The sequence below is a fragment of the Bacillus proteolyticus genome (assembly GCF_001884065.1).
Classification (GTDB): domain Bacteria; phylum Bacillota; class Bacilli; order Bacillales; family Bacillaceae_G; genus Bacillus_A; species Bacillus_A proteolyticus.
The window spans coordinates 175,693-198,239 of the sequence record NZ_MACH01000054.1 but is presented as its reverse complement, the minus strand read 5'-3'; the positions used below and the strand labels follow the sequence as shown (position 1 = coordinate 198,239).

Below are 22,547 nucleotides of genomic sequence, written 5' to 3'. Positions count from 1 at the left end.
ACTATTAAGAAGTTGCACATATAATATATTTCGGATATAAAGGAGATTTTAAAAATGGCAGAATTCAAAGAACAAGTATTAGATATTTTAGAAGAAGTATGTGAAAACGATATTGTGAAAGAAAACTTAGATGTTCAATTATTTGAAGAAGGTATTCTTGATTCTTTCGCTGTAGTATCTTTATTAGTTGAATTCCAAGAGCGTTTAGATATTGAAGTTTCTATTTCTGATTTTGACCGTGATGAGTGGGCTACACCAAATATGGTTATTAAGAAGTTGGAAGAAATCCGATGAACAAAGCAAAATTTGGTCCGATGCTTTTAGCATTGGCCCTTTTTGCTGTATTCTTACTTATTCCTACGCGCTTCCTACTTCCACTTTTAAGTGATGAGAAAGTAGAACAAGCTGCGACTTCTTTAAAAGAAGAAAAGATTCAAAGTATGATTTTACAGCAAAAGATGTTAGCAGATCCGAAATATCTTCCGATGTACGGTTCATCGGAATTCGCACGTATGGATGCTTTTCATCCATCGAACTATTTCAAAGTAAAGCCTGAAGGATTCACACCATTCCTGCTTGGACGCGGCGGAACACAAGACCTTGTACATGTATTAAACTTCGCATCTACAATGGATCAATTGAAAGATAAAAAAATGATATTCGTTCTTTCTCCGCAATGGTTTGTACCACAAGGTATTGATGAGACACACTTTGCACCTAACTTTTCAAAACAACAAGGTTACCACCTCATTTTCAACGATGATTTAAAACCTGAAATGAAAAAACAAATTGCGAAGCGTTTATTAAACTTTGAGATTGTAAAAAAAGAAACTTTACTAAAAATTTCGCTTGAAGGTATCGCCTACGATGATACAAAGTATAAAGTAAAAGCACTTGCTGCTAAACCTTTCGCTTATATTTATCGTAACATTTTAGATCGTAAAGATTTATTTACAGCAATGTTTGATATTAAGCCGCATAAAGAAACGCTTGATCCATCATTGAAACAAATGAACTGGGAAGAGACTCGTAAGCATGCTGATCAAACAGGCGCAGTAGAATCAGGCTCTAACGAATATGGTATCGAAGATGATTACTTCAATAGCAAAATTAAGAAGAAATTAAAGCAACGTGAAGGTTACTTAAAAAATGATGCTTATGACCAATCACCAGAGTATGAGGATTTACAAATTGTACTTGATTTATTAAAACAATCTGGTGCAAAACCACTCTTCATTTCTGTTCCTGTAAAAGGTCCTTGGTATGATTACGCTGGCTTCCCGAAAGAAAAACGCGAATTATACTACAATAAAGTTCATGAGCAAATTAAGAAAGCTGGCTATCCAATTGCTGACTTCTCAAATCATGAATATGATAAGTACTTCTTAAAAGATCATATGCACTTAGGTTGGAAAGGCTGGGTTTACATCGACGAGGCCATCCAACAATTTTATAAAACAAACTAATGAAAAGACCGCTTGAATTATTCAAGTGGTCTTTTTCTATATATATTTTGTAATTGTTCAATTACATCTTCTACTTCTTTCATGACCCGCTCCACTACGTGCTGAGCTGGCTCTATTCGTGCTAATGATGATGCTTGTCCCGCCCAAAGCGACATATACTCTCCCTTATTTTGCTTCGCTGCTTCTTGGCGTATTTTAGAAGTTAATACATTTTGGACTGGATACATCGGAAGCCCTTCTTCTTTTTCTTCATGTCTCTCTATAAATTCATTACGAATACCCCGTGCATATTTCCCGGAAAACGCACGGGTTACAGTTGTACTCGTATCTGTACTTTGTAATACGGCCTCTTTATATGCATCATGTGTAATACTTTCTTCACTCGTTAAAAAGGCTGATCCCATTTGAACAGCTTCTGCCCCTAACGCAAATGCCGCAACAAGCCCTTGTCCGTTCATTACACCACCTGCTGCGACAATCGGAATATGAGGTACTGCTGCTACTAATTGTGGAATTAACGCAAACGTACCAATCATAGCTTCACGTTCTTTCCCGATAAACGTTCCTCTATGCCCTCCTGCCTCGCTACCTTGCCCGACGATAATATCTACCCCTAACTTAGCAAGTGCTTTCGCTTCCGCTACATGGGTAGCTGTTCCGATAACTTTTATCCCTTCCCTTTTCAAATCATCTATTTCTTCTTTTTCTAACGTTTGAAATGCAAAACTAACGACTGGTACCTTTTCCTCTAGTAGTACTTGTAATTGCGCTTTATAGCTTTTCGGCAGCTTTAGCGCCTGCTCTCCCTCTATACCTAGTTCTCTATTCACCGCTTCAAGTAATACGTTCGCCTCTTTTACCTTTTCTTCTTCTATCTTTATCTCTTTTGTTAAAAGTAAATTAACACCAAATGGTTTATCTGTTAACTCCCTTATCTTATAAATAGCTTCACGAATTTTTTCTGGGCCCATATAGCCAGCTCCAAGCGTACCTAACCCTCCGCCATTACTTACAGCTGCAACGAGATCTGGCGTTGTAATAGCACCTGCCATCCCCGCTTGAATAATAGGATTTTTCACTTGTAAGATCTCTGTAACTCGGCTTGTAAACATCTTTTCCCCTCCTACTTTCCTTATACCTTCTTTATATGACATACTTTCCCCTCCTTTTACAAGGATTGAACCATCACTACGCGAATATATTGAAAGAGAAGGAGGGAATACAATGATTTATCCAAATGCATTAAAACAAGGTGACACTGTAATGGTTATCGCTCCATCAGGCCCACCAACGTCCGAAAATGTTTTAAAAGGCGTGAAAGTATTAAAAGAGATGGGATTATCCGTAATAATTGGAAAGAGTGTTTATGAAAAATATGGATATTTAGCTGGAAGTGATCAAGTTCGTCTTGATGATATACATGAAGCATTTGCAAATACTGAGGTCAAAGCGGTTTTTTGTGCACGGGGTGGTTACGGAAGCGCTCGCCTTCTCCCTTACATCCAATATGAAATTATTCAACAGAATCCAAAAATTTTTTGGGGATATAGCGATATTACGGCTTTGCATATCGCTTTTTCACGTTATGCGGAGCTGGTTACTTTTCATGGCCCAATGATTGAAGAATTAGGCAAAGGTATAGATTCTCTCTCTTTATCTTCTTTCAATCAACTTTTCCATCCGTATTCATCTATCTTATATGCATCAGAATGTATCGTACCTACCTCTCCATGTACAGTTACAGGCGCATTAGTTGGAGGGAATTTAACTGTATTAACAAGTATAATTGGCTCGCCCTATGAGATAAATACGGCAAATAAACTTTTATTGCTTGAAGATATTGGTGAAGAACCGTACCGCATTGACCGGATGTTAAATCAACTACTTTTATCTGGACAGTTTAATGAATGCAGTGGCGTAATTTTTACAAGTTGTCACGACTGCAACCCTTCTAAACCATCCCAATCATTGCAAACAATATTATATGAATATTTCACACCATATAATATACCTGTGCTATTCGGTTTACCAATTGGACATATAAGCCCAAATATCGGTATTCCCCTCGGAGCTACAGCAACAATAAATACAAATAACAAAACTGTTTCTATTTCTACTGGTATAGCCACTCCTTGTTCAAATTAAAAAGGAAAAGCTACTAAGCTTTTCCTTTTACTTATAATAATTAAAGATTCGTCCAGATGCGATATCTGCGATTTCTTCTGGAATAAATGTTTTACTCATATCTGTTCCAACATTTAATACAGCTGTCGCATCTTTCTCGATGCTACCAAATAATTCTTTTCCACGTATCGTAATAAGGGGTGTCCCTTCTGGCAACACATCTTTTACAAATTCCAATTGCGTAAAGAATGGAACGATCCATCTGTCCTCTCCTTGGAAATGACGCAAACGAAGTGTGCCTTCTGTTGCCCCGTCCTCTGCTTCTAATGAACCAGCAACATAAAACTCCGTTGTTAAGAGCAATTCATAAAATTCCTTTTGCTTTTGTTTATCCTCTCCTGCTAAAACGAGTACTTCTTCTATTTTCTTTACTGGAATTTGCTTCATATGATGCCACCCCTATTTTCAAAATGATTATACTTAGATTATACGAAATATTCTTATTTTTTTCTACATAATTCCGCAATTATTTTCTTAAAATAATTTTAAAACATCTTCAGTCATAACGATTTTAGCAAATTCATCATGCAAGTTTACAAGTGTCATATTGTGAATGTCCTCTGCACTATACTCTATCCCGTCCAGACCTTTACGATTGAATGTAGCCGTCGCATCGCTCACTAAATACGTTGTAAATCCTAAATTACCTGCCATCCGTGTTGTAGTCTCCACACAATGATTTGTTGTTAATCCTACAATCACTACAGTATTACATTTTTGCTCTCCTAATTGTTCTTCTAAATTTGTCCCAATGAACGCGCTATTAACAGATTTCTGAATAATCACCTCATCTGGCAGTGGTTTCACTTCTTCCTTAAAATTCACCGTTTCCGCATATTGATAAAACATCGACTGAACATCTTCTTTATTTACATGTTGAATATGAAAAACTGGTAGTTTCCTTTTTCTCCACTCTTCTAACAAACTTTTCATATTTTCTTCCGCGAAAAGGTTATTCCTCATGCCCCAGTACGGCAAGTTGAATGCTTCTTGTACATCAATGATTAGAAGTGCTACTTGATTAAGCATACTATCCTCCTATTTAATTGGGCTGTAATTGAAACAGAAAACCAAGTTGCTGCGACGCAGTAATAAAACAAATATACGTGCAAAGCTCTACAATTTCTTTTTCCGTCCAATATTGTTTTAAGACATGAAACATATTATCATTTATCGCCTTTCGGTCATGGACAAATGTATGTGCAAAAGTAACTGCTACACTAATTTCTTCTACCTTTTGCATATCATCAGGTCTTCCCTTTGCCATACAGTATGGACATTCATTCCCATACGCTAATGTTCGTCTCACTTGCTCCTTCAACTCTGCTGAAAGAGTTCCTTTATTGTACATTGTATCCTCTAACGCACTCCACGAATGTAATATATCCGGATTATGACCTAATAACTTTTGAAACTTTGTATCTCCTACATTTGATAATGAAATCCTCTCCATCATTTCCCCTCCTATTTCCTTCTGTTTTATTGTAAAATAAATAAAGTTCACTTTACATTTCATATGAATCTTAATTTATATTTTTCCTTTACAAAAAATATCATTTCACTGGAGGTTTATTTACAAATGCAACTAGACCGTGTTGATCGAAAAATTTTAAATGAATTATATAATGATAGTCGCCTTTCCATGCGCGAATTAGCAAAACGAGTAAACTTATCCGCTCCGTCTACTACAGAACGTGTTCGTAAACTCGAAAGTGAAGGCGTTATTCAAAAATACACAATCGATATCGATTATAAGAAAGCTGGACTCGTTTTAGATTGCATTTTAGAAATTACTTTAAAAAATGGTGATACAACACGTATGCAACAGTTTATTCAGTCTTATCCATCTGCAAGTTTTTGTTACCGAGTAACAGGAAGCTTATGCTATATTGTAAAAATTTCTGTTCCTTCACTCGTAGAACTTGAAGAATTTATTAATGATGTTTCTTCATATGCAACGACAGTTTCTCATATCGTATTATCAGAAGTATCTCTTACTCCGGATATTGAACATATCTTCCCAGAAGTTTAATTTATTTTTATTCATAAAATATTAAAAAACCCCTTACAATAAGAATAAAAATAATATATTATGTATTAAAATACATAAAGTTCGAGAAAGGGGCTTTACATTGAAAATCTGGTTTTATGAAAAAACGGCACAATTAGACGACTTGCTTGGTATTTGGGACAATGTTCCGACCATCCCTCGAATTGGTGAAAAAGTGGAGCTTTTAAAAACAGTCCGCACTGTTACAGATATAAAATATGTAAAGAACGGTAATAATTTTCGTGTAGAAATTATTACAAATTAAAAAGTAGCTCCTAGCGAGCTACTTTTTAATTATCTATCATGTGCTTTCTTTATTATAATTTTATCTTCTTCTACAGAAACTGTTACATAATCATTTTCCTCTAACCGAAGCTTATTTACAGCTTCATCTGATAGTTCTACAGCCATTAATCTATCCGTTACGATCACTTGGCTATATATTTCATTTTCTTCTGATGTATTCACGACTTTTTCTTCGTCTATGAAGCGAACAGGTGGCACACCAACTTCTTTTACTGTACGCCATTGTTTCCAAATGTAAGGAATTAACCACAGTAGCCCAACAACCGCAAGGCCAATACCAATCCATAAATTACTTTGTGCCTGCAATTCCGTAATTGAGATTGCATCACTTCCCTCTCCACTTACAAATTGTATACTTGTCGCAATCAAATTATTAAGAGCGTGCACAGCAATATTCGTCCATATATTTTTTGTCTTTATGTATAGAAGGCACATAATAACACCGAACATGAAAGCACCGATAACATCAAAATGTCCTAGTCCAAAAATCAGAGAGGATATAATAACCGCTCGTTTAATCCCCCATTTATAAGCCATTCGCTGTAAAAAGAAGCCCCTAAATATAACTTCTTCCATAATAGGTGCTAATACACATGCTGAAATGAAAGTAAATATCGTCATATATATGTTACTCGTATTAATAACATTTCCGTCTTCTAGCATAATAATTAAGAAATCAGGTAAAGTATGTGCTAATATATAGAATTGAATTTGGGATATACCGACTGAAAAAATCATTCCCATTATCGTTGCTAATATAATTAACCCCCAATGTAACCGGCTGGGCTTATCAAAAAAACTTTTAAAAACAACATTATTTTTACTTGTTTTTAAATATAGCCATAATAGTGGAAATACGAAAAATATTGATATTTGTGACATGAACTCTATCGTATTGTCAGAAGCTCCTGATAAACTTAATGGAATCATCGTTAGGAATATCCCTATAATCATCCATCCAAAAAAACTACGTAGCCTTATACGTGAAAATGCATATTGCATATTGAACACCTCCAGAGATAGTAAAAATAAAGTGAAACTTTAATCAGTGGGGGTGTTCTTCATCCCCCACTGATTATCAGCCCTCACCAATCGGGCTTTTACGGGCAGTTGATTCCCCACCTAACTTCTTTTCTTTCGCTGAATTTTGAGGTGAGGGTCTTACTGCCCGTTAATGCGGGATAAATGGTCGGATAACTAAATTATAATATGAATATAGTTGAAAATCTTCCTATTTTTCTCAAATAATTTCAAACAACATATCTCTTAAAATACCGTATTACTTTCCAGTTAAAATCTAGGAGAGCGTTATGTAATAAAAATCCCCGTTAACACGGGGATTTTCTCTATTATAATACGTCACGTTTTTGGAATAATACACTTGATGCTACAAGTAATACAGCAAAGTATACAACTACAAGTAATAATGAAGTTGTAAACGTAAATTCTGTAAATGGTGGTTCCATTCCACCACTAACTAATTTATTGCTATCGTAAACACTTAAATTTAAATGGAAGAACACAACAAATTTCGCTACACCTTTTGCAAACATCATTAGTACCATATTAATTACTCCTTGTAAGAAAAACAGGAACATCGTAATAATTAATGGTAATACAGAATTTCTAAATACGTTTGCTAAGAAAAATGCAAGCGTCGCAAAGAAAAATGGTGATAAAAGTTGATATACAATTGTTTTTAATACAATTCCTAATGTTAATTCAGTTTTACTACCATCCATTACAATTCCGCCAATAATCATTGCGATTAACGTGCTAGCAAATATGATAAATAATATAGTAAGTAACACTGTAATATATTTAGAGAACAAAACTGTAATTCGTTTTCTCGGACGGATTAATAACTGCTTAATTGTACCTTTTTGAAACTCATCAGTAATTGTACGAGAAGCAATCGTGATTCCAAAAATTGTTGCAAATAAGATAATTAAACCAATCTCTGAGCTTACAAAATCGAAATATGATCCTTTAAACTCATTTCCTCCTCCCCATTTCAGCATCCCTAAAACTCCCAAAATCTCCAATGCTGTAATTACACCTATTAAAATGTACATACCTTTTTTCGCATGTAACTTCAAAAATTCATTTTGAATTAATTTAAACATTACGCTTTCACTCCCCCTGTAATCGCTAAGAACTCATCCTCTAACGTTTTATTTTGAACTGTCACACCGTACACAAGTACATCAGCATGCACTAACTGTTTTACAATTTGCGGAATCTCTTCTTTCATTATAGATGTCACAATTACATTTCCTTGTACTTTCCCTTTAATAATTTCGTTCGCTTTCTGAACTTGACCTACTTCAAATACAACTACAACTGTTTCATCATCTTTCGCTTGTTCATGTAAGTTATACTCTTGTACAAACTCACCTTGCTTTATAATAACAACGCGATCACACATTAATTCAATCTCACTTAATAAATGACTTGATACAATGACCGCAATATTTTCTTCTTTCGCTAATCGTTGTAAATAATCACGAATTTGGCGAATACCAGCTGGATCTAATCCATTTGTCGGTTCATCTAAAATTAATATTTTCGGCTGATGAAGTAACGCCTGTGCAATTCCTAAACGCTGTTTCATACCAAGTGAGTATGTTTTTACCTTTTTATGAATGGCATGCTCTAATTCAACAAGCTTTACAATTTCAGCGATGCGTTCTTTACTAATTGGGGTAATTGCCATGTTTGCAAACTGCTTTAAGTTCTGCATACCTGTCATATAATCATATAGCTCAGGATTTTCTACAATTGCGCCAATTTGCTCTAACGCCTTTTCACGCTCCGTGCGAATGCTATGACCACAAATTGTAATATCGCCTTCTGTCATTGATATAAGACCTGTCATCATCCGGATTGTCGTCGTCTTACCACTTCCATTTGGTCCAAGGAAACCGTACACTTCTCCTTCTTGAACTTCAAATGATAAACCGCGAATAATTTCTGTTCCACCAATTCTTTTTCGAACATTTTCTAATTTTACTACTACGTTTCCCAATGCTGATTCCTCCTTTAAACTTCTAGTTTTTTGTCGATTATGCGACCTGTTATATAAACAAGTAAAATAAATACTCCGACAGAAAAACAAATACTATATATATTCATAAGTTTTTCTTGATAGAGCAGCACATTTGCTCCTGATGATTCATCTATATACACTAACTTTGTTATTAAAGACGCTGTAGGAGCAAGACCGCCCAACATTCCGTATATAGTTCCTAATACTTTTGTTACTATTAAAAATAAGAAAAATATAATTGGATATTCTAACTTCTTCTTTTTCAAAGAAAACACTTTAACGCTAGCTACTACAAAAAGCAAAACAAGCAATATACTAGAAAAATTAAATATATATATAATAGTACTAAATAGGTGCTTTAATGGATTTAATACACTTTGGGTAAATAACACTTCATAGAGCTCTGTACCTTTTATTATTTTCATAGAAATACTATATAAAAAAATAGAACCTATTACTTCAAAAATAAATAAACCAATTGCAGTATATAACAATATTGCTAAAACAATTTTTTTACCTGATATCGGTGTTAACCGAAATAATGTGCTTTCAGTCATTTTTCCAAATGCAGAAAATGCCTGAATAAATATCAATGCTAAAAAGATTATATATACTAGGATAACCAAACCAACTATAATTGTTTGCCTTACCTCTCCTGATTCTTGCTTAATATAATTCCCCAAACTTACGAAAGCTACAGCTACAACGAATATAAATGATAACAATGAAATAATAATTTGCCTTTTATTTACATTGTACATATATATTATGCTCGACTTCACCTTCTAAACACCTCCTTAAACACATCCGTGACAGCTTTTCCTCTCTGAAAACGTAACTCTTCTACATTTTCGTGAAGTACAATTTCTCCATCTTTTAAAAAGACCACTTCATCAAAAATATTTTCAACTTCATTTATTAAATGAGTTGAGATTAGTATTGTACAATCTTCTCTATAAAATTGTAGAATGAGATCTAATACGTGCTCTCTAGAAACTAGATCAATCCCGCCAAGTGGTTCATCCAGTACATATAACTTCGCTTTTCGAGAAAACGTTAAAATAATTTGAAGCTTTTCCACCATCCCTTTTGATAATGCTGTAATTTTTTCTTCTAACGGTATTTTAAATTCCGCAATCGTATCTACTGCTTTTTGAATATCAAAATCTTTATAAAAATCTCGATAGAAAAATAAAGCATCTTTTACAGTCATCCAATCATCAAAAACTGGCTTATCAGACATAAATGAAACGATTTCTTTCGTCTCTAATCCTACTTTTTTACCGTTAATTGCTATACTACCTTCTGAAGGATGCTGCAGGCCTGCAATCATTTTCAATAACGTGGTTTTCCCACTTCCGTTATCCCCAACAAGCCCAACAATTTTTCCTTCTGTAATCTCTATATTTAACTCACGGATCACTGCTTTTAATCCGTACCGCTTCCATAAGTTTTCTATTTTTAATAACTCTGTCATTCGCTCTCCTCCCTTTTCTCATGTAACGAAGAACGAAGGATTGTAACGATTTCTTCTTCTGAAAAACCTAAATTGTCCATTCCATCTATAAAAGAATGAAGTAATTCTCTCGCCATATCTTTTCGCAGCTCCATAATTTTCTCCCCTTCATTCGTTACATATCGTCCCATTCCTCTACGCGTTACAACAACTCCATCCCGCTCTAGTTCTTGAAATGTACGTTGAATCGTATTTGGATTTACTTGTAATTCACTCGCTAATTCACGTACAGAGGGAATTTTATCGCCAGGCAATAAATGACCCGTTACAATTTCTTTTTTTATGTATTCCATTACTTGGATGTAAATTGGTGTGTTTGGAGAAAACTCGATTTTCATTTCTCCCCTCCTGTCTTAGTGTGTTAGTTAAATAGTACACTAAGACAAGCGTCATGTAAATACTTCCAATTAAAAATGTAATAAAAAGGCAGTGTAACTTTTCGTTACACTGCCTTTTTGTAATAACATATAAATATATTACTTGTTTGAATTTAAATTCATTTTACTTTTACTTGATTTAGCACGGATTTAAACGTATTAATCACTGTATCTACTTCTTCATAACTAATTGTAAGGGATGGTTCAATACGAATTGTTTTTGAGTTAATTAATGTTCCCGCAACGAGAATACCTTGATCAAACATTGCCTTTGACACTTCGTAACCAATCTCGTCTTTATGGAATTCAATACCAATCATTAAACCTTGACCACGAATTTCAAAGATTTTATCTTCGTGTCCTTCTGCTGCTTGTTTCAATCCATTTAAGAAATACGCCCCAACTTCAGCAGCACGTTCTGGTAATTTTTCTTCCAATAATACATGGATTGTTGCAATTGCAGCAGCACATGCGAGAGGATTCCCGCCAAACGTTGTTGTATGCATAAATGGATTTTCAAACCAACTTTGGAATACTTTTTCTTTCGCAACAATAGCTCCCGCTGGCATTACACCTCCACCAAACGCTTTCGCAAGACAAATAATATCCGGCACAACATCATATAAATCTGCTGCAAACATTTTTCCTGTACGGCCCATTCCAGTTTGTACTTCATCGAAAATAAGGAGCGAATCAAACTCATCACAAAGCTCTCGCACTTGTTTCAAATAATTTTCTGGAGGTAAAATAATGCCGCCCTCCCCTTGAATTGGCTCCAAAATAACTGCTGCAACATCTTCTCCTACTAATGCACATGTCTCAAATGTTTTTCTCATCATATCAATATCGCCAAATGGGACATGACGGAAACCCGGAATTAATGGTAAAAATGGCTTACGGAACATTCCTTTTGCCGTCCCAGATAAAGCACCAAGGCTCTTACCATGGAAAGCACGAGTTGTAGAAATGAAAGTTGTTCGTTCACTATACATTTTTGCTAGTTTTAATGCTGCCTCTACACTTTCTGTTCCACTATTTGTGAAGAAGGCATATTTCAAATCACCAGGTGTAATATCCGCTAAAATCTTTGCAAGAATCGCTCGAAGTGGATCTAGTAAATCCTGACTGTGCAATGCTTGACGCTTTAATTGATCTGTTACAGCTTTTACTACTTTCGGATTACGGTGACCAACATTATAAATTCCGAATCCACCTAAACAGTCAATGTATTTCTTACCATTAATATCCATAAAACAAGATCCTTCATCAGACCATTCTACTGCTGCAAATTGTCCATCTTTTGTTACTGTTTTTCTATAAGCAAGAAAACCAGGATTCACATGCTCTCTAAATCCGTCTACTGTTTCTTTTTGAATCCAATTTGCCTCTTCTTCAGATACTTTTTCTTTTTCAATTAACTGTAGTACTTTCGTAATATACTCATTTACATTTAATTCTTTCTCATTCAATTTATTTTTCACGTTCGTTTCCATCTAATTCACCTCTACATTTTTTTTATTTGCAAACCAACCAATAGGTTCTACTTCTAGATTTATATTAATCTGCTTAATTTCTTGAAATTCTTCTAAACCAAACGTTCCTAGACTACGACCTATACCACTTTGCTTATATCCGCCCCAAGGCGCCTCATTGTATGTTGGATGATAGCTATTAATCCACGTAATTCCTGCGCGAAGCTTGCGAATTACACGCATTGCTTTCGCACCATCAACAGTAAATACCCCTCCAGCTAAGCCATAATCTGTACCATTTGCTAACCCAATTGCTTCTTGTTCATTTTCAAACTTTTGAATTACTACAACAGGACCGAAGATTTCTTCCTGGACAATGCGCATATCAGGTTTTACATTAACAAAGACCGTTGGTTCAATAAAGAAACCCTGATCTTTTCCATCTGTCAGTATTCGCTTACCTCCACAAGCAATGTCTGCGCCTTCGTCTTTCCCAATTTCAATGTAGCGTAATACTTTTTCCATATGTTCTTGACTTACAAGTGGTCCCATTTCTGATTCAGGATTATCACCAGGCCCAACGTTAATTTGCTGCGCTCTCTCTACAAAACTATTAACAAATTTATCGTAAACGCTTTCTTCAACAAGGATTCTCGATCCTGCTGAACATACTTGTCCGCTACCTGCATAAATACCAAATAGTGCATAATCAATCGCCGTTTCAAAATCTGCATCTGCAAAAATAATATTTGGTGATTTGCCTCCAAGCTCTAGCGAAATCTTTTTCATATTATCTGCTGCCGTTCTCATAATGTGCTTACCTGTTTTTGTTCCACCTGTAAAGGAAATCATATCCACTTTATGACTCGCTGCAATTTCATTCCCTACTATTGGACCAGCCCCCATTACCATATTGGCAACACCTTTTGGTAGCCCTACTTTTTCAAGGATTTCGAATAGCTTTGTCGCAGTAATTGGTGTCACTTCAGAAGGTTTAAACACAATTGTATTTCCAGCTGCTAAAGCAGGTGCTATTTTCCATACACTCATCAATAGCGGATAATTCCATGGAACAATTAATCCACAAACACCAACTGGCTCTCTTACAACCATCGCTTGCATCGGATCGGCTACATGATATGTTTGACCATCTGGCTTTGTAATCAATCCGGCATAATAGCGAAAACAAGCCGCTGCATCTCCAATATCTCCTTCTGCCTCACGGTATGTTTTTCCATTATCCATTGTTTCAAGGTATACTAATTCTTCCATATTTTTATCAATTTCATCTGCTATTTTAAATAAATATGATGCCCTTTCAGCAGTAGATGTTTCTGACCAAATTCCGCTATCAAAAGCCGCTTTTGCCACTTCTATTGCGTATTTTGCATCCTCAATCGTTCCCTCAGGTGCATATGCTATACCCTTGCCATTCGCAGGGTTAATAATCATCCTTTTTTCTTGATTACTAGAGTCTCTCCATTCACCGTTTACATACATTTTTAAATCTAGCACTATATTGAATCCCCCTTTATCGATTGTTTATATATTTATAAGCAAATTTCATGCCAATATTTAAAATTCAAAAGAATCATACATAAAGTGAAACTTTAATCAGTGAGGGTTTTGTTCATCCCCACTGATTATCAGCCCTCACCAATCCGGCGTTTACGGGCAGCAGGGCTCCAACCTAACTTCTTTGCTCCACCTGAATTTTGAGGTGGGAGTTTTACTGCCCACAAATAGCGGGATAAACTGACTATTTTCTTAAAAATAACAAACATTTTATGCATTTCCGCATACACTATTCCATTTTGCATAAAGTGAGACTTTAATCATTTCCGCTACCGCCTTCACCACTCGGGACTTGAATCCCAGAGAATATGTACATGCTGTGCGCACACAAAAAGGAGAAGTCTATGTGACCTTCTCCTTTTTTAGGAATATGAGATGATATCAGCCGCTATCTCTTTTTCACTAACAATCTTTTGATATTTACGACTCACTGAAGATTGGCTGATTCCAAGAGCTTTTGCAGCCTTAGTCGTTGTTTTATACTGCTTCATTGCAAGTAAAATCAATTGTTCTTCTACAGAATGTAGTGCTTCTTGTAACGGTAATACTCTTGTAATAACTGGTTTTGATTTTTTAAAATCATAGCCAGTTGTTAAAAACTTACTAACAAACTCAGCTTCAATTACCGGATCATCTGCTGATACTACTAAACGTTCAATCATATTTTGTAATTCACGTACATTTCCTGGCCATGAATAAAACTCTAGTAAGTTAAGTGCATCCGGAGTTAGATGATAATTTTTATTATATTTTTCATTTAACTGTTGTAAAAAATGAAAGGCAAGTACTGGAACATCTTCCATTCTCTCTCGTAGAGGAGGAACTTCCAATGGAATTACATTTAAGCGATAAAATAAATCTTCACGGAACGTTCCTGCCTCTACCATCTTTTCAAGACTCTTATTTGTAGCAGCAATGATTTGCACATTTATTTTCATAGGTATTGTACTTCCGATAGGAATTACCTCTTGTTCTTGTAGGACTCTAAGTAATTTCACTTGCAAATGTAAAGGCATTTCTCCAATTTCATCTAAAAATAAAATACCTTGGTCAGCTCGCTTAAAATATCCTTCTTTTCCATTTTTATCGGCTCCTGTAAAAGCACCTTTCGTATAACCAAATAATTCACTTTCTAACAAAGTTTCTGGAATTGCACCACAATTTAATTTTAAAAATGGCTTTGAAGATCTGTTTCCAAGTTGATGAATTGCCTGGGCAATTACTTCTTTTCCGACACCAGATTCTCCAGAAATAAGAACGTTGGAAGAAAAATCTGCTATTTTTTTAGCTTGGTTAATAATTTGCTCCATTTTCGGACTACAGTAAATAAGCTTCTTAAGAAAACGATCTTTATTTTTAAAATCATCTAATTCTTTCTTATATTGCTCTGATATCTTCTTTATTTCATGTAATTCCGTCTTCAATCTCGTTGCTTCTGTAATATCTCTTGAGGCAATAATAATGCGGTGAAGCTCTCCGTTTTCATTAAATACAGGATTTCCAACTGCCAATATTTTTCTTCCGCTTTTTGTTTCTTGTACAACTGATACCTTTTTTTGTTGTTCCAGCACTAATCGTGTGACAGATGGACTAAATAATCCTTTCTTTTCTAAGTCTAAAAGATTTTTTCCTAAAAGATCTTTCAAATTACTCCCCCAAAAATCATTGATAACGGTTTCACTGTAACGAATTAATTCCCCTTTATGATTAACAACTAATATTTCATCATAAATACTAGACAAGATTGCATGTAAATCTTTATTTAAATCCTTTATATATTCAATTTCCATCGCCATGTCCTCAACCATCGGCAAATCTTGTACGATAATAACCATTCCTTCAATGCTTTGATCAAAGTTTGGAATAGGACTGTAGTCAACTAATACACCCATCTCATTTGTGATTTGTAATTGATTCAAAATTGTCTTTCCCGTTGCAAATACGCTATTAATTTGTTCTTCATTAAAAATTTGTTCCGCTGGTACATTCATCACTTTTTCAGGTGTAGATTTAATCATCTTCAAACCAGATTCATTGCAATTTACAATTTTCTTTTCACGGTCTACTACAAAAATCCCCATCGGAATAGACGTTAAAATAATTTTCAATATATCAACACTCTGATTTTCTTGTTTAAATAGTTCTGCAAAAATATCTTCTCTTCTTATATATCCTATTAACTCATCCATTTCATTTTTCACTATGGCAATCGGCGCTCCAATAATTTGAAAAAGAGCTGTTAAAGAAATATTTTTACTAAGATAACATATTGTATCTAGCGAAACTGCATTTGAAAGCAACGCCTTGGAATTTAACTCCTTACTGTTTGATAGCAGATCCTTGACATGAACGTATGCAAATAATTTCTCTCCTCTTTTTAAAAATAGAAAAGGTTCTTTTATATTTTCAACATCTATATTCCGTTCCTTTTCGGATTGATCGATAGGTAGAGAAACAATGGGTCTAATTTTATTACGAGCAATGGAAAACATTCTGCTATTCCTCCTTTGGACTACTTAATTTGTATTGTATCATTAAATACAGATTTTTTTAATTAATCTGATAATAAACTTTTTTTCCTTTATTTAATAAAAAAAGGAAGATGAGTGCCTCCATCTTCCTCATTGTTCTATCATTAATCGCTACCACTAACGAAAAGGTCTTCTTGAATATACGCTAATACCATACCTGGAATTACTTTATCGCCTGCCTCTACTTCTAAAGATTGAACTTCTCCACTACATCCCATCTTAATTACTTCCAGTTTACCATTCATATCTTTAATAGAAAATAATGGCTCCCATTCATAAACTCGAGAATCCTTATTAATAGACACTTTTTCAATTATTCCATAACACGGACTCGTAATAATATCATAATACATAATCAATCATCCCTTTCTTTTATTCTATTAATATTGTTCTTCTAACCTTTGTGACTGAAGAATCATATAGAAAAAGCTTTGAAACTCCTCTATGTCCTCTACCTCAATTCCTAGCCTTGTTGCCCAATATTGTTCCTCTCCAATATCTTCTTGGCTTAATAAAACCATTCTCCCATTTTGAATTGAGGTAACCATTGCTTTTCCAAGAAACTGTTGTGAATACGTAACAGCTATATCGTAACGATGACTATTCGACACAATACAGTAATAACTGATTTGTTGTCTCTCCACTTCTTCTAATAAAATATCCAGTTTCATTTTAGCCCTCCCTTTAGGTTAAAAATGCAACCAACCTCTTAGGCGCGATGCTTCTACAATCTTGCGAACCCCTTCAATATAAGCAGCAATTTTCATATTTACTCCAAAGCATTTAGAAGTATCAAGTACGTTAGAAAAACTAGATGTAATTTTCTCCTTTAAACATTGATCAACATATTGCTCCGTCCAGTAATATCCTTGGTTATTTTGACACCATTCAAAATATGAAACAATCACGCCACCAGAGTTTGCTAAAATATCTGGAACAACCAAAATTCCCTTTTCCTCTAACATAGTTATCGCCTCTTTTGTTGTTGGTCCATTTGCAGCCTCAATGATAATCTTACATCCAAGCTTTCCTGCATTATGCTTTGTAATGACTCCTCCAATTGCCGCCGGAATGAGTACATCACATTCTTTTTCTAACAACTCCTGATTAGAAATTGTTTTACTAAAGAGATTCGATACTACACCGAAAGAATCTCTGTTTTCTAGTAAATAAGGAACATCTAGACCGTCTGGATTATAAATTCCTCCTATAGCATCTGATACCCCGACTACTTTCACACCAATATCATATAAATATTTCGCCAAATAACCTCCAACATTCCCAAACCCTTGAATAATAACTCGCATATTTTGCAAAGGAATTTGTTTTAACTCACTTACTAACTGAAGTGTATACAATACACCTTTAGAAGTTGCTGTTTCCCGTCCTTGTGATCCTCCTAACATTAATGGCTTCCCGGTTATAAAGCCTGGAGAGTCAAACTCCCTAATATGGTCATATTCATCTAGCATCCAAGCCATAATTTGCGCATTTGTATACATATCAGGTGCCGGAATATCTTTCGTCGGTCCCACAATTTGACTTACTGCTCTTACATACCCACGACTCAGTAACTCTAGTTCTCTAAAACTCAACTCCTGTGGATTACAAATAATCCCGCCCTTTGCGCCTCCATATGGCAGTCCTGTCACTCCACATTTCAAGCTCATCCAGCCAGCAAGTGCTTTTACTTCTTCTGCCGTAACATCTGGATGAAATCTAATACCACCTTTTGTTGGCCCTGCTGCGTCGTTATGCTGAGCGCGATACCCTTGAAATACCTTTGTTGTTCCATCATCCATGCGAACAGGAATGCTTACTTCTAAAAAACGCATCGGTTTTTTCAGAAATTCGAATACTTCGTCTGGATAACCTAAAAAATGAAGTGCCTCTTTTAATATAGCTTGAAATTCCTCTAAAGGATTTTTAACTTCAACTTCAACTGTATTTGTATGCTTTTCTGATTGAATCGGCACGATAACACCCCTCTTTATATTTTTACTAATTGTACAAAGCAATAATCATGCCAAGTGAAAATACTATGTTAATCCTATCTTGTTATCCTCCTACTTATGAATCTTTGAATGACTTATGCAATACTGCATGATTACCAGATATAAAACACAAAAGACATCGAAATTTATCCGATGTCTTTTGTGTTTTACACTTCCTGTACTTCTTCAAAATGCATTTGCGGAGGAGCTGAACGGAACATATTTGTAATATATAGAAGGTACCCAATTCCAATAGTAGCCCAGCAAAGCCCTAGAATAAGTGAATGAATATTGAGGTTAAACCATAGTACTGCTACAGTACCAGCACCTAAAATAGGCATAACTAAGAAATTTAAACAATCTTTTATCGTTTTATATCTTTTTTTCTTAATTACATAGTAGGAAATTACAGATAAATTAACAAATGTAAATGCAATAAGCGCTCCAAAATTAATAAGAGATGCTGCCGTTTCTAAATCAATGAATATAGCGGAGAGCGAAATAATTCCTACAATAACAATGTTATATACTGGAGTTCTCCAGCGGGGATGAATGTATCCGAATATTTTCTTCGGAATTACATTGTCTCGCCCCATAACGTACAATAATCTGGATACACTTGTATGAGAAGCTAAACCAGACGCAAGTGTCCCCATAAGCGTTCCTACTAAAAAGAAAGCTTGAAATAGTTTTCCTCCAACATATAGCGCGATTTCTGGAGACGCTGATTCTTTATCTTTAAATACAGATGTATCTGGAAAAATAGACTGTGTAAAATACGTAGTAGTAATGAATAAAACTCCACCAATTAAAGCAGTAAGAAAAATAGCTCGAGGAATTGTTTTCTCCGCGTTTGGTGTCTCTTCTGAAAATGTAGTTACTGCATCAAAACCTAAAAATGAGAAACAAAGAATTGTCGCACCTGCAACTAACGGTGATATTTGTATATCCGATTGAAAAAACGGCTGAATGGAAAAAACTTCTCCTGTTCCCTCTCCCGCTAATAAACCTTTTATAACTAGAAAAACAAACACGGCCATTACTAACACTTGAAATATTACTAAGAACGTATTGAAATTAGCAGTAACATTTACGCTAATCATATTTATTAATGTAACCAGGAGAACAAAACCAATGACCCATACCCAACTAGGAACACTTGGAAAAAATGCTGACATATAAATTCTCGTTAATAGTGCGTTCACCATCGGTAGAAATAAATAATCCAATAACGCGGACCATCCAACAAGAAACCCAAGCCTTGCACTAATTGTCTTCTGCGTATACGTATAAGCAGATCCTGCGGTAGGAAAAACCTTTACCATTTTTCCGTAGCTTGCAGCGGTAAACAACATTCCTGCTAATGCAATAAGATAAGCTCCTGGAACATGACCGCCCGTTTTTTCAGAAACGATTCCAAATGTATCAAATCCAACCATCGGTGTCATATACCCGACCCCTAGCATAACAATTGACCAAAGTCCTAATGAACGTTTTAAACCAACTACTTTTCCCACCTATCATTCCCCCTACTTTCTCTATCTAATTTCCATTTAAAAATCGACAGTTAAAAGGAAGCGTTTTCAATTAACTAAATATCACATCAAGTATTACCTCCCTTTTCGTTACTTTTTAAATATTCATGCAATTTTTAAGCCAAAATTTCTAGACTTTGAAAATTCAATATTAAAAAGAACGTATAGGTGTAGTTGGACCTCATTTCTTCTCATTTTTTATTCATTTTTACATAAGTTATTCAATCTCTCATACCACTAAATATGAAAATAAAACTTTAACCCGTGTATTTTCTTTATCCCCACTTCCTCGCAAACTGGGCTTTTACAAGATTAAAACATTTTCATGAAATAATAACATTATGTAAACCATTCATAGCAAAAAAGCTGTCTTCTCTATAAAGACAGCTTTTTCTATAACACTATATTAAAAATTGAATACGAAGTCATCGTCAGCTAACTTTTCAACGTTCGTTGCTTTTACGTAACCATTTCCTTTTACAGAGAAGAAATCATGGTTTTTCGTATCTGTACGTAAACCATTTAAAACGATTGGGTTAATTTCTTCTTCTTCAAACTTCGGCTCAAGCCCTAAGTTCATAAGTCCTTTATTCGCATTGTAACGAACGAAACGATTTACATCCTCTACAAGACCGATAGAAGTGTAAATTTCTTCTGTATATGCCATTTCAATTTCATATAGTTCCATTAATAATTCTTGCGTTTCTTTTTGCACTTCTTGTTGATCTCCTGCAGAAAGTTCTGCGAAGATTTGTTGTGCTAAAATACCGACGAATACGCCGTGAATGGACTCATCACGAATTATTAGGTTAATAATCTCACCACTTGCCGTCAATTTCCCTTGACCTGCTAAATAAAGTGGATAGAAGAATCCACTATAGAATAAGTAACTTTCTAAGAACACACTTGCTACCATTGCCATGTATAACTCTTTTTTCGTTACTTCAGACTTTAATAAACGACGATAGTAATTAGTAACAATACCAGCTTTTTTCTCAAGTAATGGATGGTTATCTACCCATTCAAAAATATCATCAATTTCTTCTTCAGTAGCTAACGTTGTGAAAATATGACTGTAACTCTTCGCATGTACTTCTTCCATAGCGCCCATGAAAGCTAATACACTTTTCGCTTGTAAATTTTCAAGATGAACAAGCACAAGAGGCATCCCTTCGCCACCTTGTTTCGTATCTAAAAGTGTTAAACCACCTAATACACGCTTATAAGCAATTTGCTCTTCTCTTGATAATTGTGCCCAAGTATTTTTGTCAGAAGACACTGCGATTTCTTCTTCTGTCCAAAACTGAGCGATGTTTTGCTTCCAAAACATTAAACTAAAATCATCTTCTTTTTTGTTCCAGTTTACCGCACGCATTAAATCGCCCCTTCTCTAAATAAACATAAAAAAATTGATAACTAAGCATGAGCAGGGTTCAGAAAAACCCTGCTCATAATGTCTCACTTTTTATATTAAACGGTACAAGCCACGCACTCTTCTACGCTTAATTTACGTGTTCTCGTATAATAAAGACTCTTCAAGCCTTTTTTATGTGCATAAATGTAGTAACGTGCTAACTCACGTGTTGAAATATCACTATTAACATAAAGAATAGTACTAATTCCTTGGTCAATATGTTCTTGAATTTCCGCGATTAAATCAATTAATTTAAACTGATTCATATCGTAAGAAGATTTATAGTACCAGAATGTATCTTTTGATAAATACGGCATTGGATAATATGTTGTCGCATTCGCATACGTTCTTGATTCAATTTGACTTACGATCGGCATTACGCTTGAAGTTGCATTTTGAACGTAACTAATCGATTGTGTCGGAGCGATTGCAAGACGATATGAATTATATAACCCATTCTTCTTCACTTGCTCTTTTAAACTTGTCCAATCTGCTTTTGTTGGAATATGAATTCCTTCAAATAATTGCTGAACTTTTTCAGTTACTGGGCTGTAATCTGTCGTTTCATACTTTTCAAAGTATGTGCCGTTCGCATAATCAGACTTATCGAAGTCTTTAAATGTTTCGCCTTTTTCTTTAGCGATTTCCATACTTTTCTCAATCGAGTAGTAATTTAACATCATAAAGAATGTACGAGCGAACTCTTTCGCTTCTGCACTTTCATATGCGATTTTATTTTTTGATAAATATCCGTGTAAATTCATTGCTCCAAGTCCAACTGAATGAAGCTCATCATTTGCTTTTTTCACAGTTGGCGCATTCGGAATGATCGTCATATCAGAAACAGCTGTTAAAGCTTCCATCCCCGCATGAACTGCTTCACGAATTTCTTTATTTTCCATTACATTTACGATATTTAACGATCCTAAGTTACAGTTAATATCACGACGGATAATGTCATCTGTACCGTAATCATTTATTTCAGAAGTTTCTTGAAGCTGGAAGATTTCTGTCTCGAATGTTCAACCGAGTTCGCTACTACTCAGTCCGTTGCTCATGCAACTGCTGTATGTCACCA

25 protein-coding genes are annotated in these 22,547 nt (G+C 35.0%); 5 read left to right on the top strand and 20 right to left on the bottom strand.

What is annotated here, in order from left to right; translation table 11 throughout:
• The first annotated feature begins 54 nt into the window (after positions 1-54).
• Positions 55-294: a D-alanine--poly(phosphoribitol) ligase subunit DltC gene (dltC, locus tag BAQ49_RS07375; protein ID WP_000807310.1), complete on the top strand. Its 240-nt coding sequence runs from the start codon at positions 55-57 to the stop codon at positions 292-294.
• Entirely contained in the window at positions 291-1,466 is a 1,176-nt protein-coding gene (dltD, locus tag BAQ49_RS07370) for a D-alanyl-lipoteichoic acid biosynthesis protein DltD (RefSeq protein ID WP_071744797.1), read from the top strand. Before dltC ends, dltD begins: the two co-directional genes overlap by 4 nt.
• A 17-nt stretch (positions 1,467-1,483) precedes the next feature.
• Here the strand turns inward: dltD and BAQ49_RS07365 are convergent, their stop codons facing one another.
• Positions 1,484-2,620 carry an NAD(P)H-dependent flavin oxidoreductase gene (locus BAQ49_RS07365; RefSeq protein ID WP_071744796.1) on the bottom strand — a complete coding sequence of 379 codons (1,137 nt, stop codon included), beginning with the start codon at positions 2,618-2,620 and terminating at the stop codon, positions 1,484-1,486.
• 70 nt (positions 2,621-2,690) lie between these two features.
• On the opposite strand from BAQ49_RS07365, the gene BAQ49_RS07360 reads away from it, so the two are divergent.
• Positions 2,691-3,611 carry a S66 peptidase family protein gene (locus BAQ49_RS07360; protein ID WP_071744795.1) on the top strand — a complete coding sequence of 307 codons (921 nt, stop codon included), beginning with the start codon at positions 2,691-2,693 and terminating at the stop codon, positions 3,609-3,611.
• Positions 3,612-3,638: 27 nt separating this feature from the next.
• Here the strand turns inward: BAQ49_RS07360 and BAQ49_RS07355 are convergent, their stop codons facing one another.
• The 3 genes from BAQ49_RS07355 to BAQ49_RS07345 form a co-directional block, all read right to left on the bottom strand.
• Positions 3,639-4,037: an SseB family protein gene (locus BAQ49_RS07355; protein WP_071744794.1), complete on the bottom strand. Its 399-nt coding sequence runs from the start codon at positions 4,035-4,037 to the stop codon at positions 3,639-3,641.
• Between the two features lie 87 nt (positions 4,038-4,124).
• Positions 4,125-4,679, bottom strand: a complete 555-nt coding sequence (locus BAQ49_RS07350) for a cysteine hydrolase family protein (RefSeq protein WP_071744793.1) — start codon at positions 4,677-4,679, stop codon at positions 4,125-4,127.
• A gap of 13 nt (positions 4,680-4,692) precedes the next feature.
• Positions 4,693-5,166 (bottom strand): carboxymuconolactone decarboxylase family protein, encoded by a 474-nt coding sequence (locus BAQ49_RS07345; protein ID WP_116733438.1) that lies wholly within the window; start codon positions 5,164-5,166, stop codon positions 4,693-4,695.
• Between the two features lie 63 nt (positions 5,167-5,229).
• Here BAQ49_RS07345 and BAQ49_RS07340 point away from each other — a divergent pair, with 63 nt between their 5' ends.
• Together BAQ49_RS07340 and BAQ49_RS07335 are read left to right on the top strand one after the other, a co-directional pair.
• Positions 5,230-5,682: an Lrp/AsnC family transcriptional regulator gene (locus BAQ49_RS07340; protein ID WP_071744791.1), complete on the top strand. Its 453-nt coding sequence runs from the start codon at positions 5,230-5,232 to the stop codon at positions 5,680-5,682.
• Positions 5,683-5,782: 100 nt separating this feature from the next.
• Positions 5,783-5,965: a DUF3913 family protein gene (locus BAQ49_RS07335; protein WP_000707110.1), complete on the top strand. Its 183-nt coding sequence runs from the start codon at positions 5,783-5,785 to the stop codon at positions 5,963-5,965.
• A 29-nt stretch (positions 5,966-5,994) separates the two neighbouring features.
• Here BAQ49_RS07335 and BAQ49_RS07330 read toward each other — a convergent pair whose 3' ends face one another.
• The 16 genes from BAQ49_RS07330 to BAQ49_RS07260 form a co-directional block, all read right to left on the bottom strand.
• Positions 5,995-7,008, bottom strand: coding sequence for a type II CAAX endopeptidase family protein (locus BAQ49_RS07330; protein ID WP_071744790.1), 1,014 nt, complete (start codon positions 7,006-7,008; stop codon positions 5,995-5,997).
• Between the two features lie 347 nt (positions 7,009-7,355).
• Complete coding sequence (locus tag BAQ49_RS07325; protein ID WP_071744789.1) at positions 7,356-8,132, bottom strand: ABC transporter permease; 777 nt, start codon at positions 8,130-8,132, stop codon at positions 7,356-7,358.
• Entirely contained in the window at positions 8,132-9,034 is a 903-nt protein-coding gene (locus BAQ49_RS07320; protein WP_071744788.1) for an ABC transporter ATP-binding protein, read from the bottom strand. The genes BAQ49_RS07325 and BAQ49_RS07320 overlap by 1 nt, the downstream gene beginning before the upstream one ends.
• A gap of 14 nt (positions 9,035-9,048) precedes the next feature.
• A complete protein-coding gene (locus BAQ49_RS07315; protein ID WP_071744787.1) occupies positions 9,049-9,837 on the bottom strand; it encodes an ABC transporter permease in 789 nt (262 codons plus the stop codon).
• The gene (locus BAQ49_RS07310; RefSeq protein WP_071744786.1) at positions 9,834-10,532 is read right to left on the bottom strand and encodes an ABC transporter ATP-binding protein; all 699 of its coding nucleotides are present in this window, start codon (positions 10,530-10,532) and stop codon (positions 9,834-9,836) included. The genes BAQ49_RS07315 and BAQ49_RS07310 overlap by 4 nt, the downstream gene beginning before the upstream one ends.
• On the bottom strand, positions 10,529-10,909 hold the full coding sequence (locus BAQ49_RS07305; protein WP_071744785.1) for a GntR family transcriptional regulator: 381 nt from the start codon (positions 10,907-10,909) through the stop codon (positions 10,529-10,531). Before BAQ49_RS07305 ends, BAQ49_RS07310 begins: the two co-directional genes overlap by 4 nt.
• Positions 10,910-11,067: 158 nt before the next feature.
• Positions 11,068-12,441, bottom strand: coding sequence for a putrescine aminotransferase (locus BAQ49_RS07300; protein WP_071744784.1), 1,374 nt, complete (start codon positions 12,439-12,441; stop codon positions 11,068-11,070).
• Positions 12,442-13,935: an aldehyde dehydrogenase family protein gene (locus tag BAQ49_RS07295; RefSeq protein ID WP_071744783.1), complete on the bottom strand. Its 1,494-nt coding sequence runs from the start codon at positions 13,933-13,935 to the stop codon at positions 12,442-12,444.
• Positions 13,936-14,066: 131 nt separating this feature from the next.
• Complete coding sequence (locus BAQ49_RS32795; RefSeq protein ID WP_165616029.1) at positions 14,067-14,240, bottom strand: hypothetical protein; 174 nt, start codon at positions 14,238-14,240, stop codon at positions 14,067-14,069.
• Between the two features lie 117 nt (positions 14,241-14,357).
• Positions 14,358-16,487, bottom strand: coding sequence for a sigma 54-interacting transcriptional regulator (locus BAQ49_RS07290; protein WP_071744782.1), 2,130 nt, complete (start codon positions 16,485-16,487; stop codon positions 14,358-14,360).
• 143 nt (positions 16,488-16,630) lie between these two features.
• Positions 16,631-16,879, bottom strand: a complete 249-nt coding sequence (locus BAQ49_RS07285; protein ID WP_000291044.1) for a biotin/lipoyl attachment domain-containing protein — start codon at positions 16,877-16,879, stop codon at positions 16,631-16,633.
• Between the two features lie 27 nt (positions 16,880-16,906).
• Positions 16,907-17,197, bottom strand: coding sequence for an SAV0927 family protein (locus BAQ49_RS07280; protein ID WP_071744781.1), 291 nt, complete (start codon positions 17,195-17,197; stop codon positions 16,907-16,909).
• An 18-nt stretch (positions 17,198-17,215) separates the two neighbouring features.
• Positions 17,216-18,502 carry a Glu/Leu/Phe/Val family dehydrogenase gene (locus BAQ49_RS07275; RefSeq protein ID WP_071744780.1) on the bottom strand — a complete coding sequence of 429 codons (1,287 nt, stop codon included), beginning with the start codon at positions 18,500-18,502 and terminating at the stop codon, positions 17,216-17,218.
• Positions 18,503-18,687: 185 nt separating this feature from the next.
• On the bottom strand, positions 18,688-20,037 hold the full coding sequence (locus BAQ49_RS07270; RefSeq protein ID WP_071744779.1) for an APC family permease: 1,350 nt from the start codon (positions 20,035-20,037) through the stop codon (positions 18,688-18,690).
• Positions 20,038-20,461: 424 nt separating this feature from the next.
• The gene (gene nrdF / locus BAQ49_RS07265) at positions 20,462-21,430 is read right to left on the bottom strand and encodes a class 1b ribonucleoside-diphosphate reductase subunit beta (RefSeq protein WP_071744778.1); all 969 of its coding nucleotides are present in this window, start codon (positions 21,428-21,430) and stop codon (positions 20,462-20,464) included.
• Positions 21,431-21,525: 95 nt separating this feature from the next.
• Complete coding sequence (locus BAQ49_RS07260) at positions 21,526-22,476, bottom strand: ribonucleotide reductase barrel domain-containing protein (RefSeq protein ID WP_327818117.1); 951 nt, start codon at positions 22,474-22,476, stop codon at positions 21,526-21,528.
• Positions 22,477-22,547 lie beyond the last annotated feature (71 nt).